The sequence below is a fragment of the Pseudazoarcus sp. NS20 genome (assembly GCF_059703745.1).
Genome location: NZ_BAAKIY010000001.1, coordinates 577,634 through 592,420, shown reverse-complemented (window position 1 = coordinate 592,420; position 14,787 = coordinate 577,634). Strand labels below are relative to the sequence as shown.

Genomic DNA, 14,787 nt, shown 5'->3' with positions numbered 1-14,787 from the left:
ATCACTCTAAAATACTGCGTCTTCCGGACCCCTTCCGAGATCCCCATGCCCTCCCTTCCCCGATTCCGCCCCTCCGGTCTGCTGGCCACAGCGGCAGCCTCCCTCCTCCTGCTTTCTGCCTGCGGCGGCAAAGATCAAGCCGCCGCACCACCGCAACAGGCGCCAAAGGTGGCGGTGATCGAGGTGCACGGAGAAGCCGCCCCCGTGACCTCCGAACTGCCCGGCCGCACGACGCCGTTCCAGGTCGCCGAAATCCGGCCGCAGGTGGGCGGAATCATCCAGGAGCGCTTGTTTACCGAAGGCGCTGAAGTGAAGGCCGGCGAACTGCTCTACCGCATCGACCCCGACACCTACGCGGCCGAACTCGAAAGCGCCAAAGCTGCCCTGGCACGCGCCGAGGCAAACGCCGAGGCGGCACGCGTGCGCGCCGAGCGCTTCGCCGAACTGGTGAAAATCAAGGCCGTCAGCACGCAGGCCTATGACGATGCCGTGGCAACCAACAAACAGGGCCAGGCAGAAATCGCTTCTGCACGTGCAAACATGTCGCGCGCTCGCATCGATCTGGAGCGCACCCGCGTGAGCGCCCCGATTGCCGGGCGCATCGGCCGCTCCACCGTCACCGCCGGCGCGCTGGTCACCGCCAATCAGGATCATGCGCTGGCCACCGTGCAGCAGCTCGACCCGATCTATGTCGATCTGACCCAGTCGGGCACCGAGTTGATGCAGATGCGCCGCGCCATCGAAGCCGGCCGCATCCACCGCAACAGCGAGGGTGAAACCCCCGTGAAGCTGATTCTCGAAGACGGCTCGGAGTACGAACACGAGGGCAAGCTGGCCTTCTCCGAAGTCACGGTGGACCCCGGCACCGGCACCGTCACCATGCGTGCTCTGGTACCCAACCCCGATCAGCGCCTGCTGCCCGGCATGTATGTGCGCGCCCGCATCGATCAGGGCGTGAACGAGAACGCCATCCAACTGCCGCACGCTGCCGTCCAGCGCGATCCGCGCGGCAACGCCATCGCCATGGTGGTGAAGGAAGACGACACGATCGAGCAGCGCACGCTGACGGTGGCGCGCGCCACGGGTGAGAAATGGGTGGTTTCTTCGGGCCTGGAGCCGGGTGATCGCGTCGTTGTAGAAGGGCTGCAACGCATCCGGCCCGGCGCGAAAGTAAGCGTCGTCAGCGCCGACGAAGCGCGCTGAGGACGCAACCATGGCCAAGTTCTTCATCGACCGACCCATCTTCGCGTGGGTCATCGCCATCGTCATCATGCTGGCGGGCACGCTTTCGATCCTCAACCTGCCGGTGTCGCAGTATCCGGCCATCGCGCCGCCCGCCATCGCCATCAACGCCACCTACCCGGGCGCCTCTGCCCAGGCAGTGGAAGACTCCGTCACGCAGGTCATCGAACAACGCATGACCGGCCTCGACGGCCTGCTGTACTTCAACTCGTCGAGCGACTCCTTCGGGCGCTCCACCATCACGCTGACCTTCAGCGCCGACACCAACCCCGACACCGCGCAGGTGCAGGTGCAGAACAAACTGCAGCTGGCCATGCCGTTGCTGCCGCAGGCGGTGCAGCAACAAGGTGTTCAGGTCGCCAAATCGGCACGCAACTTCCTGATGGTGATCGGCTTCGTGTCGAACGACGGGTCGCAGACCAACGTCGATCTGGCCGACTTCCTTGTGGCAAGCGTGCAGGATCCGCTGTCGCGCGTCTCCGGCGTGGGCGAGGTGGTGATCTTCGGCTCGCAGTACGCCATGCGAGTGTGGCTCGACCCGGCCAAGCTGGTGAATTTCAAGCTCACGCCGGGCGATGTACGCAGCGCCATCGAGGCGCAGAACACGCAGGTTACTGCCGGCCAACTGGGTGGCACGCCCGCCGTTCCGGGTCAGGGTTTCACCGCCACGATCACGGCACAAAGCCGCCTGCAATCTGCCGAAGAGTTCGAGAACATCCTGTTGCGCAGCGCTGCCTCGGGTGGCGAGGTGCGCCTGCGTGACGTTGCGCGCGTCGAAATCGGCGCAGAAAACTATGGCACGGTGGCGCGCTTCAACGGCCAACCGGCAGCGGGCATCGGCGTGCGCCTGGCCGCAGGCGCCAACGCGCTCGAAACAGCTAACGCCATCCGCGCGTCTCTCGCGGAAATGGAGCAGTTCTTCCCACCGGGTGTAGAGGCGGTGGTGCCGTATGACACCACGCCGTTCGTGCGCATCTCGATCCAGAAGGTCGTCATGACCATGCTGGAAGCGGTGGTGCTGGTGTTCCTGGTGATGTTCCTGTTCCTGCAGAACATCCGCGCCACGCTGATTCCGACCTTCGCGATTCCGGTCGTGCTGCTCGGCACCTTCGGCCTGATGGCGGCCTTCGGCTTCTCGATCAACATGCTGACCATGTTCGGCATGGTGCTGGCCATCGGCTTGCTGGTGGATGACGCCATCGTGGTGGTGGAAAACGTCGAGCGCATCATGACCGAGGAGGGGCTGTCGCCCCGCGAAGCCACACGAAAATCGATGGACCAGATCACCGGCGCGCTGATCGGAATCGGCCTGGTGCTGTCGGCGGTGTTCGTGCCGATGGCCTTCTTCGGTGGCTCCACCGGCGTGATCTACCGACAGTTCTCGATCACCATCGTGTCGGCGATGGGCCTGTCCGTACTGGTCGCCATCATCTTCACGCCTGCGCTGTGCGCGACGATGCTCAAGCAGGTGCCACAGGGTCACGGTCATAGCAGCGGCGGCTGGTTCAGCGGCTTCTTCGGCTGGTTCAACCGCACGTTCGAGCGCAATCAGCAGCGCTACGAATCTTCGGTCAGCTACATCCTGCGCCGCTCGGCACGCTTCCTGGCGATCTACCTCGCCATTGTCGTGGTGCTCGGCCTGCTGTTCGTGCGCATGCCCACCTCGTTCCTGCCGGACGAAGACCAGGGCGTGATGTTCACCCAGGTTCAACTGCCCGCGGGCGCCACGCAGGAGCGCACACTCGACGTACTGCGCAAGGTCGAAAAGCACTTCCTCGAAGACGAAAAGGAAAACGTCCGCGCACTGTTCACCGTGGCCGGCTTCAGCTTCGGTGGTCAGGGCCAGAACGTGGGTATCGGCTTCGTGAACATGCACCCGTGGGATCAGCGAACGCGCGAAGAGCAAGGCATTCAGGCGGTGGCAGGGCGAGCGATGGGCGCTTTCTCGCAGATCCGCGAGGCCATGGTGTTCGCCTTCGTGCCCCCCGCGGTGCTCGAGCTCGGCACCTCCGGCGGCTTCAACGTGCAGTTGCAGGACCGCCTCGGCCAGGGCCACGACGCACTGATGAATGCACGCAACCAGTTCCTCGGCATGGCCGCGCAAGACCCGCGTCTGGTCGGCGTTCGTCCGAACGGGCAAGAGGACATGCCCGAATACCAGCTCGACATCGACCACGCCCGTGCCGGCGCGCTGGGCGTGACGGTAGCGCAGATCAACGACACGCTGTCCACGGCCTGGGGCGGCGATTACGTGAACGACTTCATCGACCGCGGGCGCATCAAGCGGGTGTACCTGCAGGGTGACGCCTCGGCACGCATGCTGCCGGAAGACCTCGACAAATGGTACGTGCGCAATACCGCCGGCGAGATGGTTCCGTTCTCGGCGTTTGCCACATCGCACTGGACGTATGGCCCGCCGCGCCTGGAACGCTTCAACGGCCAGCCGGCCGTGGAGATTCTCGGTCAGGCGGCGCCGGGCCTGTCGTCGGGCGATGCCATGCAGGCGGTCGAAGAGATCATGGCGAAACTACCACAAGGCTTCGGCTATGAATGGAGCGGCACCTCGTATGAGGAACGCCGTTCCGGCTCACAAGCGCCGGCGCTGTACGCGTTGTCGGTGCTGGTGGTGTTCCTGTGTCTCGCGGCGCTGTACGAGAGTTGGTCGATCCCGTTCGCGGTGATGCTGGTGATCCCGCTGGGCGTGCTCGGCGCATTGCTGGCCGCCACCGGGCGCGGCATGTCGAATGACGTGTTCTTCCAGGTGGGTTTGCTGGCGATCATCGGGCTATCGTCCAAGAACGCGATTCTGATCGTCGAGTTCGCCAAGGCGCAGATGGCCGAAGGCAAGGACATGATCGAAGCCACGCTGATCGCCGTACGCCAACGCCTGCGCCCCATTCTGATGACCTCGCTGGCCTTCGGCCTTGGCGTGGTGCCGCTGACCATCGCCACCGGCGCAGGCTCCGGCGCGCAGAACGCCATCGGCACCGGCGTGCTCGGTGGCACGCTGTCTGCCACCGCGCTGGGCATCTTCTTCATTCCGCTGTTCTACGTCGTGATCCTGCGTCTCTTCAGCCGCAAGAAGCGCGATGACGCTGCCACGCCGCAGGAGACCCTGAAATGAAAGCCCCTGCACTTTCCCTGCTGACCGTGCTGGTGCTGTCCGGCTGCATGAATCTCGCGCCGGACTACGAGCGCCCCGCAGCGCCGATACCGACCGAATGGAATCAAGCCGCCGAGAGCGCCGAGGACGCCAACACCGTCCCCGCCGATCAGATCGAATGGCGCGAGTTCTTCACCGAGCCACGCCTGCAGGCGCTGATCGAGCAGGCACTGGCCAACAATCGCGACCTGCGCGTGGCCTCGCTCAACATCGAGCGCGCACGCGCCCAGTACCGCATCCGCCGCGCCGACAGCTTCCCCACCATCGACATCGGGGCCAGCCAGACCGCCCAGCGCGTCTCAGCGGACGTGTCGCAAACCGGTGACTCTACGGTCGTGCGCCAATACGCCGCCGACATCGGCTTCACCGGCTTCGAGCTGGATTTTTTCGGTCGCGTGCGCAACCTCAACCAAGCCGCGCTTGAAGAATTCCTCGGCACCACCGAGGCCCGCCGTGCCGCCCAGATCAGCCTCGTGGCCGAGGTGGCCGGCACCTGGCTGTCGCTCTCTGCCGACCAACGCCTGCTCGCCATTGCACGCGACACCCTGCGCGCGCAGGGCGAGTCCTTCGAGCTCACACAACGCAGCGAAGAATTGGGCGTGGCGTCTGCACTGGAACTCAACCAGGTACGCACGAGCCTTGAGCGCGCGCGCGCCGATGCGGCGCGCTTCGAGGCGCTCGTCGCACAAGGCCGCAACGCCTTGATGCTGGTTGTCGGCGGCAGCTTCGACGAGAGCCTGTTGCCCGACAATCTCGACGGCTACGCTACGCTGCCGAGTCTGCCGTCTGGCGTACCCTCCACCGTGCTGGTGCGCCGCCCGGACATCCTCGAAGCCGAATACCGCCTGCTCGCCGCCAACGCCAACATCGGCGCGGCACGCGCGGCCATGTTCCCGCGCATTTCGCTCACCGCCTCGGCTGGCTCTGCCAGCAGCAGCCTGTCAGGTCTGTTCGAGTCCGGCACGCGCACCTGGGCGTTCATGCCGATGATCTCGGTGCCCATCTTCAACTCGGGGCGCCTGTCGTCCCAGGTCGAGGTCAGCCGCATCGATCGCGAAATTGCCGTGGCGCAGTATGAACGCGCCATCCAAGGGGCTTTCCGCGAAGTGGCGGATGTACTCGCCGAGCGCGCCACGCTCGACGAGCGCCTCACCGCCTTGCGCGCCCTGCTCGACGCCACGTCGGAGAGCTTCCGTTTGTCGGAAGCCCGCTACAAGGGCGGGGTGGATTCCTACCTCGGCGTGCTCGACGCGCAGCGCCAGCTGTACGCCGCGCAGCAAGAACTGGTGGCGGTGGAGCTGGCCGATGCAAACAGCCTCGTAACCTTGTACAAGGTGCTCGGGGGCGGCTGGAAGTAAATCGCCGACGAATGCCGCGAATCAAGAAGGGGCGCCGCGGCGCCCCTTCTTTCATCTTGGAGCACGCCCGGCAGCGTAGCGCAGGCTTCAGGCTGAAGCCCGATGAAATGCTTTAAGCATTTTTTGAGTCCGTCGCAGACGCACGGCGCGATCATCGGCTCTATGGGCGCATGCGTTTACTTTATGGACAATCTGCTCGCAAGCAACTGATTCATTTGAGGAACTTGAATAAGTTTTTCTTATGCCAGTGAGTTAACATTCGATTGGCATCGATGTCAAGCGGTTCATATACTGACAACTCCTAAACCACGTAACAAAGGAGTTGATATGTCCAGCCACATTTCGAACATTGGCTACGAGCCGTCCCGCCGTGAAGTCATGGCGACCTGGATCGTTACCGCTGTAGTTTCGGCTTTCGCGATCGGTTCGCTGATCGGCCGTTTCGTCGCATGAAGTTGAAATTGCCGGTTGTCTGCCGGGCACAAACCCGCAGAGCCGAGCATTGAAGGGCGCCTCAAAAGGGCGCCCTTTTCATTTCCATCTCCGTTACCGGGGTCCTTCCGACACCCACCCCACTGCCTGCACGCTGCGCCGCAAAACAGCGCCGGCGTTCAGTTCTGCCCGGTGAGCTGCGCGTACAGCATCGGCAACCTCGCCGTCAGGTCTTCCGGCCGACGCAGCACCGTGTAGCCATTCACCCCGAACAGATGCGGCAAATAGCTTGAGCCTTCGCGGTCGATGGTGATGCAGAAGGGTTTGATGCGCTTGCGGCGGGCTTCGATGACGGCCATGCGGGTGTCTTCGATGCCGTAGCGCTCTTCGTAGTAATCGATATCGTGCGGCTTGCCGTCGGTGAGGATGAGCAGCACGCGCAAGGACGTGTCTTGCCGCTCCAGCGTGCGCACCGCATGGCGAATGGCCGGGCCGATGCGGGTATAGAAGCCGGGCTTGAGGCCGGCGACGCGACCGCGGGCGGCGTCATCCCAAGGTGAAGCAAACTCTTTCAGGCGGTGGAAGCGCACCTGCGCTCGGGTTTGCGACGAGAAGCCGTACAACCCGAAACGATCTCCGGTGGCCGACAAGGCCTCGGCAAACAGCATGAGGCTGTCGCGGATGACGTCGATGACGCATTGCGACTGCGACACGCGGGCCTCGGTGGACAGCGACAGATCGGCCAGCACCATGCACGACAGGTCGCGCTCGCGGTTGCGCTGGGCGATGTAGAGGTTTTGCTCGCGCGCCTGACCGCCGGCGATGCGATCGGCGTGCAGGCGCACGTAGGCATCCAGATCCGGCTCGGCGCCGTCGGGCTGGCCGCGAATCCACTGGCGTTGCGGCACCAGCGAAGCGAACTGGTGACGCAGGCGCATGGCGTGCTTGCGCAGGCGCTCAGGCAACGCCTGACCACCGCTGCTGCGGCCCAGCAGCTCCTGCACCATGCAGTGGCCGGGCAGCAGAATGCGTTTGCGGTAGTCCCACTCGTCGGCGGGCATGCCGTCGCCCAGCGGCAGGTCTTCATGCGGCTGGTTGGCAGTCTCGACATCGAAACGCAGACGGGCGCTGGCCGTGGTGCCTTCGGCGCCGGCGGTGGGCGGGGCGGCGGGCTCGTCGGAGAGCTCGTTGCGGTCACGCGTGACGCGGATGAACTCGGCCATGGCGGCCGGCTTGTCCATCTTGATGGTGTGCGTGATGCTCTCGGCCTTGCGCTTGAGGTTTTCGCGCTCCTCGTCGCTGTCTTCACGCAGGCGCAGCGTGCCGCGCGGGCCGCCGTCGGCGCGGCGCGGAGGCGGCTGCAAATGCAGACGAACGGGGTCGCCCAGCGCTGCCAGCAAACGGGCATGACGCCGCGCAAAACCGGGGTAACGTGCCAGCACCGTTTCGATGGCGGCAGCGTTGGCAGCCGGCCAGTCAGACAGCTGTTCAGGCTCGTCGAAATGCACGGCCAGCGCAACGAACCACAGGTACAGCTCGCGATTCAGGCGGGCGTCACCACAGGCATCGAGCCACTGCGGCAGGCACAGCACGTCACCATCGCGCCAGGCGCCGAGCTCGGCGCGGCCGGCCGCCACGCGCAGAATGGGGTCACGGCCCAGCGCGCGAAACAGGGTGGCAGTGGTGCGCTCGATGTCGCGCAGCATCACCGTGCTGGAGGAAAACTCCATGGCTGCGTCAGCCGAACACGGAGCGGATGACTTCCAGCAGCGCGGCGGCCACGTCTTCGTCGTCGGTGAGGGCTTCCACCAGCACGGCGCTGCAGGCTTCCACCGGCTCCATGCCATCGTGGATGAGGCGAGCCGCATACACCAGCAGACGGGTGGAGGCGACTTCTTCCAGGTCGACGTTCTTCAGCACGCGGATCTGGCGGCCGATTTCGACCAGCTTGCTGGCCACCTCGTCGCTGCAGCCGGTTTCGCCGGTGAGGATGGTGCGCTCGGCCTCGGCGGAGGGGAAGTCGAAGCGCAGCGACACGAAGCGCTGGCGCGTCGAGGGCTTCATGCCCTTCAGGAAATTCTGGTAGCCGGGGTTGTACGACACCACCAGCATGAAGTTGGGCGGAGCTTCGAGCAGCTCACCGGTGCGGTCGATGGGCAGCACGCGGCGGTCGTCCGCCAGCGGGTGCAGCACCACGGTGGTGTCCTTGCGGGCCTCGACCACTTCATCGAGGTAGCAGATACCGCCTTCGCGCACGGCACGCGTGAGCGGGCCGTCATTCCAGTAGGTTTCACCCTCGCCGATGAGGTGGCGGCCGACCAGATCGGCGGCGGTGAGGTCGTCGTGGCAGGCGATGGTGTACAGCGGCAGGCCGAGGCGAGCCGCCATGTGCACGACAAAGCGCGTCTTGCCGACGCCGGTGGGGCCTTTGATGAGCAGCGGCAAGTGGTTGCGCCAGGCGCGCTCGAAAAGCTCGATCTCGTTGCCGACGGGTTCGTAATAGGGGAGTTCGTTTTCGGTGCTCATGGGGTTCAGGCGGTTCGTGGCTGGCGCGCAATGGCTGCCATGTGTTCGAGGATTTCGTCGCAGAGTTGCATCATGCGCCGCGTCAGGCCGGGGCCGTGGGGCTCGTGCTCAAGCGCGCACAGGGCGGCATGGGCTTCGGCCACGCGGGCGAACAAGGCTTCCGAACGATAGCGTTCAAGGCCGTGAAGGGTACACCAAGCGTCAAAGTCACATGGCGACTCCTGACGCGGGGCGCCCGCACCGCGTGCCTCTTGGTACAGCTGCATGGCGGCGACGAGCAGGCGAAGATGCTCGCGCGGCCATTCGTCGGTGCCCCATTGTGCCCACAAGGGGTCGGGCTTCCAGCCCGCCACCCAGCCGGGCACGTCCTTGGCCGGCATCGGGCGGGCGATTCCATAGCCCTGTGCCATTTCGGCCCCGAGCTGCATCAGCACCACGCCGTGCTCGGCCCCTTCGACGCCTTCGGCCACAACGTCGCGTCCAAAGGCGCGGGTGAGGCCGATGACGCCGTCCACGATCGCCAGATCACCCGGATCACCAAGCAGATCGCGCACGAAGGACTGGTCGATCTTGAGCGTTTCGGCCGGCAAGCGGCGCAGATAGGTGAGCGACGAATAGCCGGCGCCGAAATCGTCGAGCGAGAAGCGCACGCCCAACGCCTGACACTCGCGGATAAGCGATGAAACGTGGGCGATGTCGTCAAGCGCAGCCGTTTCGAGCACTTCCAGCTCGACGCTGTGCGGCGGAATGCCGGGATGCTCGGCCAACAGCTTGGCAAGATCACATGCGAAACCTGCGCGCGAGAGGTGGCTGACGGCAATGTTGATGCTGATGCCGAGCTTGAGCCCGGCTTTCCACCAGCGTTGCATCTGCCCCAAAACCTCGGTCAACACCCAGTCACCCAATCGCTGTGCGAGCGGAGTGTCTTCGATCATCGGCAGGAAAGCGCCCGGCGCGAGCAGGCCACGCTCAGCATGATTCCAGCGGATCAGCGCCTCCATTCCGGCAACGCGGCCGGTGCGCATGTTCACGCGCGGCTGGTAATACATCTCGAATTGCTGCGCGAGCAGTGCCTGCTCGATGCCAAGCAGGGTTTCCTGGTGTGCGCGGGCACGACGATCGTGCTCGAAATCGAATACGTGGAAACGGTTACGCCCTTGTTGCTTGGCCACATACAAAGCCTGGTCGGCGTGGCGCACCAGGGTGTCGGCGTCGCTGAGATCGTGCGGATAGAGCGTGACGCCGATGCTGGCCGACAGCGTCACCTTGTCGCCACCACCGATGTGGAAAGGCTGCGCCACCGTCTCGAGCAGGCGCCGCAGCACCTGATCGCTTGCGCCTTCGTCATCGAGATCGCCGAGCAGCATGGCGAATTCGTCGCCGCCCAGGCGGGCCACGGTATCGACATCGCGTAGCGCGTTGCGCAGACGGTGGCCGAGCTCGACCAGCAGGCGGTCGCCGGCGGCGTGGCCGTAGCGGTCATTCACCGGCTTGAAGCCGTCGAGGTCCATGTAACAGACCGCCAGCAGGCTGCCGTCGTGCTTGGCGTGCTCGATGGCGCGTTGCAGCCGCTCGGCCAGCAACACGCGGTTGGGCAGGTGGGTGAGGGCGTCGTAGTGGGCGAGCTTCTCGAGGCGTTTCTGGTGCTCCTTGATCTGGCTGATGTCGGAGAACACCGTCACATAGTGGCTGATTTCACCATCAGGCCCGCGCACGGCGCTGACGCTGCGCAGCTCGGGGTACACCTCGCCGTTGCGGCGGCGGCCCCAGGTTTCGCCACGCCACACGTCGCCCGCCGCATTGGCTGCACGGGCAAGCGCATCCACGCCGCGCCGGGCAGGCAGCAGCATTTCCGGATCGCGCCCGATGACATCTTCGCGCGGGTAGCCGGTGATGGCGCTGAACGCCGGGTTCACGTCGAGAATGACCGGCGTAGTGTCGGTGATCATGATGCCCTCGTGGGCGTGCTCGAACACCCCCGCCAGCAGCCGCAACTTCTCGCGTGCCTCATGGCTTGCGGTAACATCCACCAGAATGCCGCGCAGCAAAGCCGGCGCGCCGTGCTCGTCGGCCACCACGCTGACCACGTCATGCAGCCACACGATGCGCCCATCGGCACATTCGAAGCGGTAGTCGAAGGCATGCGTTTCGAGCTTGAGCGAGCGCTCCAGGCAGTAGGTCACGGCCCACGAGCGATCGTCGGGATGAATACGGCTGGCCCAGAAACCAGGCTCGTACCAGCGCTCGACCGGATAACCGAACATGCGCACGGCCTGATCGCTGACGTAGTTGAAGGTGGTGGTCTGCGCGTCGGCCTCCCACACCACGCCCTCAACGTTGTTCACCAGATCCATGAAGCGCCGGCTGCTGTCCTGCAACACGGCCTCGACACGCTTTCGCTCGGAAATGTCCCGCGCAAACGCGCAGTTGAACGACTGATCGCCGCAGGTGATGTGGTTGGCGCTGATCTCGACCGCAATGCGATGACCATCGCGCGCCAGGTGCTCGCTCTCGAACGTCAGGGAGCCTGCGGCGCACAGTGCCGCCCAATGCGCAGGCCACAGCGACGCATCGTAGGCTGGGTCGATATCGCCCACCGACATGTTGAGAATTTCTTCGCGCGTGCGTCCCAACGATCGGCATGCCGCCAGATTGGCGTAGAACACGGTCGCGTCCTCGCGTATCCAGAACACGGCGTCCGAGGCATGCTCGACCGAGAACTGCGCCAGCCGCATGGCGTCATCCGTGCTGCCGAATGCCTGCGGCCCTGGAATTCGCCCCGCTCCCGGTGCGCTGTCCACACTCATGCTGATCCCGTTGTGATCTATGACTAACGGCGTACGTCGCGTATCCGTATCACTACGGAGTATGCCGCAAAAAACCGGGGGATTTGCGGCCTCGGTTATGCAGTGATTGTAATGGCGCGCCCGCGACGGCATCATTGCCCGTCCTGACACGAACCGGCATTCATCAACACTCATGAACTACGTCAACCGGCTGCTCCAACCCGGCGAGGAAATCGTCTTCCGCACACGGCTGCACCCCATGGTGTTCATCAAGCCGGTGATCGTCGCGATCTGCGCCGTGGTGCTGGCCAACGTGCTGCCGGACGAGTTCGTGCCGATCATCTCGGCCGCACTGGTGGTGGTCTGCGTGCCGTATGCCATCCTGGTGGCATCGGCCAGCATGCTGGGCGACATCGCCGTGACCAACCGCCGCGTGCTGCTGCGCACCGGCCCGCTGCGCGGGCAGATGAACGAAGTGCTGTTGCACAAGATCGTCAGCGTGGATACCGCTCGCGGCATGATGGGGAGCGGCACGGTGCGCATCGACATCGCCGGCGGCGTACTGCGCAACGTGAGCTTCGTGCGCGACGCCGACGGTCTGGCCAAGGCCATCGAACAAGCGCGCAAGCGGCTCAACGCCAAAAGTCGCTGAGCCCGCAATCGGTGCATCGCACTCTTTCGGCGCATCCTCGCGGTGCGCCGAAAGCCGCTGCAGCACTTGAATTCGACGGTTTGGAGGCGTGCTACGGCGTTGCAGCGATCTGGCACGCATGATGCATGGTGAGAGACGCCTAACTCAGGAGTCTCGCGCTATGACAGCCCTTCATCTCCAGCAAAGCCTCGCCGGCATCCCTGGCGTGCGCGGATTCGCACACTGCGACGCACAAGGCGCCGTGCTGTTCAGCGGTGGTGAAACGGGCGCCACGTTGGGCGGTGCCGCCGTGAAAATTCTCGGCCTGGCTTCCGAGCTCGGTAACGACCTCGGCCTGGGTGCATTGCGTGAGGCCGAATTGCACGGCAGTCTGCACGCGCTGTGCATGCCCTGCGAGGGCGGTGCGGTGTCGGTCGAAACCGGCTCGCGCGCAGCCATTTCCGATGTTTCCGTGCAACTGCACGCGGCCATGGCCTGAACGTCGTGGATGTAGGCAAGCTCTTCGACAACGTCACCGCCCTTGCCGGTGTGGAAGGCGTGTGGTTGCTTGATGCCGAAGGCGTTGCGCATGTGCACCGCCTGCCGCCCGATCTGGCGCGCGATCCCCTCGAAAACGCGCGCACCCACATCCGAGCGCTGTACGCCGCCATCGACGCCGGCCCGGCCGGGGCCGACGATTGCGTGCTGCGCTATGACGAGCGCTGCCTGCTGCTGCGCCGCGCCGGCGCCTTCGTGCTGGCCGTGCTGATGCGCGACGCCTCGAGCCTGGTGGCGGTGCGCATGGTCACCAACATCCTCGTGCGCAATCTGTCGCCGGAAGCCATCAGCGGCCTCACGCCGCAGGACATCCCCGAAAACCCACCCGAAGCCGCGCCCGCGGGAGCCGAAGAGCCCACCACTCTGGCGCCCGCCAAAGGCGTGCGCATGTATCGCGGCCAGCCTTACTGAGCAACCCAGTCCGGCATTCGGCCCTTGACGGTGAAGGGCTGCGAAGCCGTCCCGATTTTCCCCTCAAAGCACTGCGGACAGCCCGCTTCCAGGGCTCTCACCTCCGGACCTCGGTAGTCCGCGACATGCGCGTGACGTGCCCCGCACCGCACCTCCGCGCAGGCCACGATTGGACCCCGGTTTGCACCCGCCGGGCGGTGCACAAGACAATGGCGCTTTGCCTCTGCAGGGAAACCGACATGAAAACCATCCGCCTGCCCTCCGGAAAAACCGTTTCTGCGCTCGGCCAGGGCACCTGGAAAATGGGTGAGATCCCATCACTGCGCAGCGAGGAGATCGAAGCGCTGCAACTCGGCATGGATCTGGGCCTGACGCTCATCGACACCGCCGAAATGTACGGCGACGGCGAAGCCGAAGAACTTATCGGAGAGGCCATCGGCCACCGCCGCAACGAGGCCTACTACGTCAGCAAGGTGTACCCCTTCAACGCCAGCCGGCGCGGCGTGGTGCAAGCCTGCGAGCAAAGCCTGCAGCGCCTCGGCACCGACCGCATCGACCTCTATCTGCTGCACTGGCCGGGCTCCACCCCGCTCGACGAAACCTTCGAAGCCTTCCAGAAGCTCAAGGCCGACGGCAAGATCCTCGACTACGGCGTAAGCAACTTCGACACGCGCGGCATGAAGCGCTGCGCCGCCGCCAGCGGTGGTGACCAACTTGCCACGAACCAGATCCTCTACAATCTCATGCGCCGCGGAGTGGAGTGGGATCTACTGCCGTGGCAACGCCAGCAGGGCATGCCGGTGATGGCCTATTCCCCCATCGAGCACTCGCCCAACGAGCAATTCGGCTTTCTCGACGACCCCACGCTCGAAGCCATCGCCCAACGCCACGACGCCACCCCGGCGCAGATCGCCATCGCCTGGCTGCTGCACCAGCAGGACGTAATCGTGATCCCCAAGGCAGGGCGGCCCGAGCACGTACGCGAGAACGCGGCCGCTGCGCATATCGAACTCAGTTCGCAGGATCTGGCGGAGATCGACGAAGCGTTTCCGCCGCCATTCGAGCCGACCCCGCTCGACATGCGCTGATTTTCCGCACAGCGCCGAAACCGCGCGCTCCTTCCAAAGTTGGGAGTACTGCCTAAATGCAAGCACATCTTTCAATGGTCACACTCGGTGTGCGTGATCTCGCCCGTGCCGTGCGCTTCTACGAAGAGGGCCTCGGTCTGCCGCGGCTGGCACTGGACAATGAGGCCGTCGCGTTCTTTCCGCTGGCCGGGGCGTGGCTGAGTCTGTTCGGCCGCGATGCGCTCGCCGCCGACGCGGGGGTAACGGCCGAAGGCGCTGGATTTTCCGGCATCTCATTGGCCCACAATGTGGGTTCACGAGAAGCCGTAGACGCTACGCTGGCGCAGGCCGTGGCCGCAGGCGGCACGCTGGTGAAGGCCGCACAAGACGTTTTCTGGGGCGGGTACTCCGGTTATTTTTCCGACCCCGACGGCCACCTCTGGGAGGTCGCCTGGAACCCCTTCATGCAGGTCGGGCCAAGCGCCTGACTGTTTCTGCCAAGCTACACACTTCGTAACGTATGACTAGGGGCCGGCCGGTTCTCAGTTTGAAGGCGCGAGTGCCACAATGAATTTGGCGGTCAATCGCGGCCGCTGCAACCCGTTGCTCTGGC

Annotated in this window: 12 protein-coding genes; 9 read left to right on the top strand and 3 right to left on the bottom strand. The window is 64.9% G+C overall.

The features are described from left to right. Nucleotides 1-45: 45 nt before the first annotated feature. The 4 genes from AC6H0W_RS02850 (at nt 46) to AC6H0W_RS02835 (ending at nt 6,216) form a co-directional block, all read left to right on the top strand. Complete coding sequence (locus AC6H0W_RS02850) at nt 46-1,203, top strand: efflux RND transporter periplasmic adaptor subunit (RefSeq protein ID WP_497575601.1); 1,158 nt, start codon at nt 46-48, stop codon at nt 1,201-1,203. Nucleotides 1,204-1,213: 10 nt separating this feature from the next. Then, nucleotides 1,214-4,366 carry an efflux RND transporter permease subunit gene (locus AC6H0W_RS02845; protein WP_497575600.1) on the top strand — a complete coding sequence of 1,051 codons (3,153 nt, stop codon included), beginning with the start codon at nt 1,214-1,216 and terminating at the stop codon, nt 4,364-4,366. Further along, on the top strand, nt 4,363-5,763 hold the full coding sequence (locus AC6H0W_RS02840; RefSeq protein ID WP_497575599.1) for an efflux transporter outer membrane subunit: 1,401 nt from the start codon (nt 4,363-4,365) through the stop codon (nt 5,761-5,763). The genes AC6H0W_RS02845 and AC6H0W_RS02840 overlap by 4 nt, the downstream gene beginning before the upstream one ends. A gap of 327 nt (nt 5,764-6,090) precedes the next feature. Continuing rightward, nucleotides 6,091-6,216 (top strand): hypothetical protein, encoded by a 126-nt coding sequence (locus tag AC6H0W_RS02835; protein ID WP_497575598.1) that lies wholly within the window; start codon nt 6,091-6,093, stop codon nt 6,214-6,216. A 158-nt stretch (nt 6,217-6,374) separates the two neighbouring features. On the opposite strand, the gene AC6H0W_RS02830 is transcribed toward AC6H0W_RS02835, so the two are convergent. From AC6H0W_RS02830 to AC6H0W_RS02820, 3 genes are read right to left on the bottom strand one after another with little or no spacing between them, the layout of a single operon-like run. Next, entirely contained in the window at nt 6,375-7,925 is a 1,551-nt protein-coding gene (locus AC6H0W_RS02830; protein WP_497575597.1) for a nitric oxide reductase activation protein NorD, read from the bottom strand. Nucleotides 7,926-7,932: 7 nt separating this feature from the next. Next, nucleotides 7,933-8,721 carry a CbbQ/NirQ/NorQ/GpvN family protein gene (locus tag AC6H0W_RS02825; RefSeq protein ID WP_497575596.1) on the bottom strand — a complete coding sequence of 263 codons (789 nt, stop codon included), beginning with the start codon at nt 8,719-8,721 and terminating at the stop codon, nt 7,933-7,935. Nucleotides 8,722-8,726: 5 nt separating this feature from the next. Beyond that, nucleotides 8,727-11,528 (bottom strand): sensor domain-containing protein, encoded by a 2,802-nt coding sequence (locus AC6H0W_RS02820; RefSeq protein ID WP_497575595.1) that lies wholly within the window; start codon nt 11,526-11,528, stop codon nt 8,727-8,729. Between the two features lie 172 nt (nt 11,529-11,700). On the opposite strand from AC6H0W_RS02820, the gene AC6H0W_RS02815 reads away from it, so the two are divergent. From AC6H0W_RS02815 to AC6H0W_RS02795, 5 genes are all read left to right on the top strand, one after another. Further along, a complete protein-coding gene (locus AC6H0W_RS02815; protein ID WP_497575594.1) occupies nt 11,701-12,159 on the top strand; it encodes a PH domain-containing protein in 459 nt (152 codons plus the stop codon). 160 nt (nt 12,160-12,319) lie between these two features. After that, nucleotides 12,320-12,637, top strand: coding sequence for a hypothetical protein (locus AC6H0W_RS02810; RefSeq protein WP_497575593.1), 318 nt, complete (start codon nt 12,320-12,322; stop codon nt 12,635-12,637). A gap of 5 nt (nt 12,638-12,642) precedes the next feature. Next, on the top strand, nt 12,643-13,107 hold the full coding sequence (locus AC6H0W_RS02805) for a hypothetical protein (RefSeq protein ID WP_497575592.1): 465 nt from the start codon (nt 12,643-12,645) through the stop codon (nt 13,105-13,107). A gap of 239 nt (nt 13,108-13,346) precedes the next feature. Continuing rightward, nucleotides 13,347-14,195 carry an aldo/keto reductase gene (locus tag AC6H0W_RS02800; RefSeq protein WP_497575591.1) on the top strand — a complete coding sequence of 283 codons (849 nt, stop codon included), beginning with the start codon at nt 13,347-13,349 and terminating at the stop codon, nt 14,193-14,195. A 74-nt stretch (nt 14,196-14,269) separates the two neighbouring features. Continuing rightward, complete coding sequence (locus AC6H0W_RS02795) at nt 14,270-14,662, top strand: VOC family protein (RefSeq protein ID WP_497575590.1); 393 nt, start codon at nt 14,270-14,272, stop codon at nt 14,660-14,662. The last annotated feature ends 125 nt before the right edge of the window (nt 14,663-14,787 follow it).

Coding starts and splice junctions, on each gene's coding strand:
- AC6H0W_RS02850 (WP_497575601.1), top strand. CDS start 46: ATGCCCTCCCTTCCCCGATTCCGCCCCTCCGGTCTGCTGGCCACAGCG.
- AC6H0W_RS02845 (WP_497575600.1), top strand. CDS start 1,214: ATGGCCAAGTTCTTCATCGACCGACCCATCTTCGCGTGGGTCATCGCC.
- AC6H0W_RS02840 (WP_497575599.1), top strand. CDS start 4,363: ATGAAAGCCCCTGCACTTTCCCTGCTGACCGTGCTGGTGCTGTCCGGC.
- AC6H0W_RS02835 (WP_497575598.1), top strand. CDS start 6,091: ATGTCCAGCCACATTTCGAACATTGGCTACGAGCCGTCCCGCCGTGAA.
- AC6H0W_RS02830 (WP_497575597.1), bottom strand. CDS start 7,925: ATGGAGTTTTCCTCCAGCACGGTGATGCTGCGCGACATCGAGCGCACC.
- AC6H0W_RS02825 (WP_497575596.1), bottom strand. CDS start 8,721: ATGAGCACCGAAAACGAACTCCCCTATTACGAACCCGTCGGCAACGAG.
- AC6H0W_RS02820 (WP_497575595.1), bottom strand. CDS start 11,528: ATGAGTGTGGACAGCGCACCGGGAGCGGGGCGAATTCCAGGGCCGCAG.
- AC6H0W_RS02815 (WP_497575594.1), top strand. CDS start 11,701: ATGAACTACGTCAACCGGCTGCTCCAACCCGGCGAGGAAATCGTCTTC.
- AC6H0W_RS02810 (WP_497575593.1), top strand. CDS start 12,320: ATGACAGCCCTTCATCTCCAGCAAAGCCTCGCCGGCATCCCTGGCGTG.
- AC6H0W_RS02800 (WP_497575591.1), top strand. CDS start 13,347: ATGAAAACCATCCGCCTGCCCTCCGGAAAAACCGTTTCTGCGCTCGGC.
- AC6H0W_RS02795 (WP_497575590.1), top strand. CDS start 14,270: ATGGTCACACTCGGTGTGCGTGATCTCGCCCGTGCCGTGCGCTTCTAC.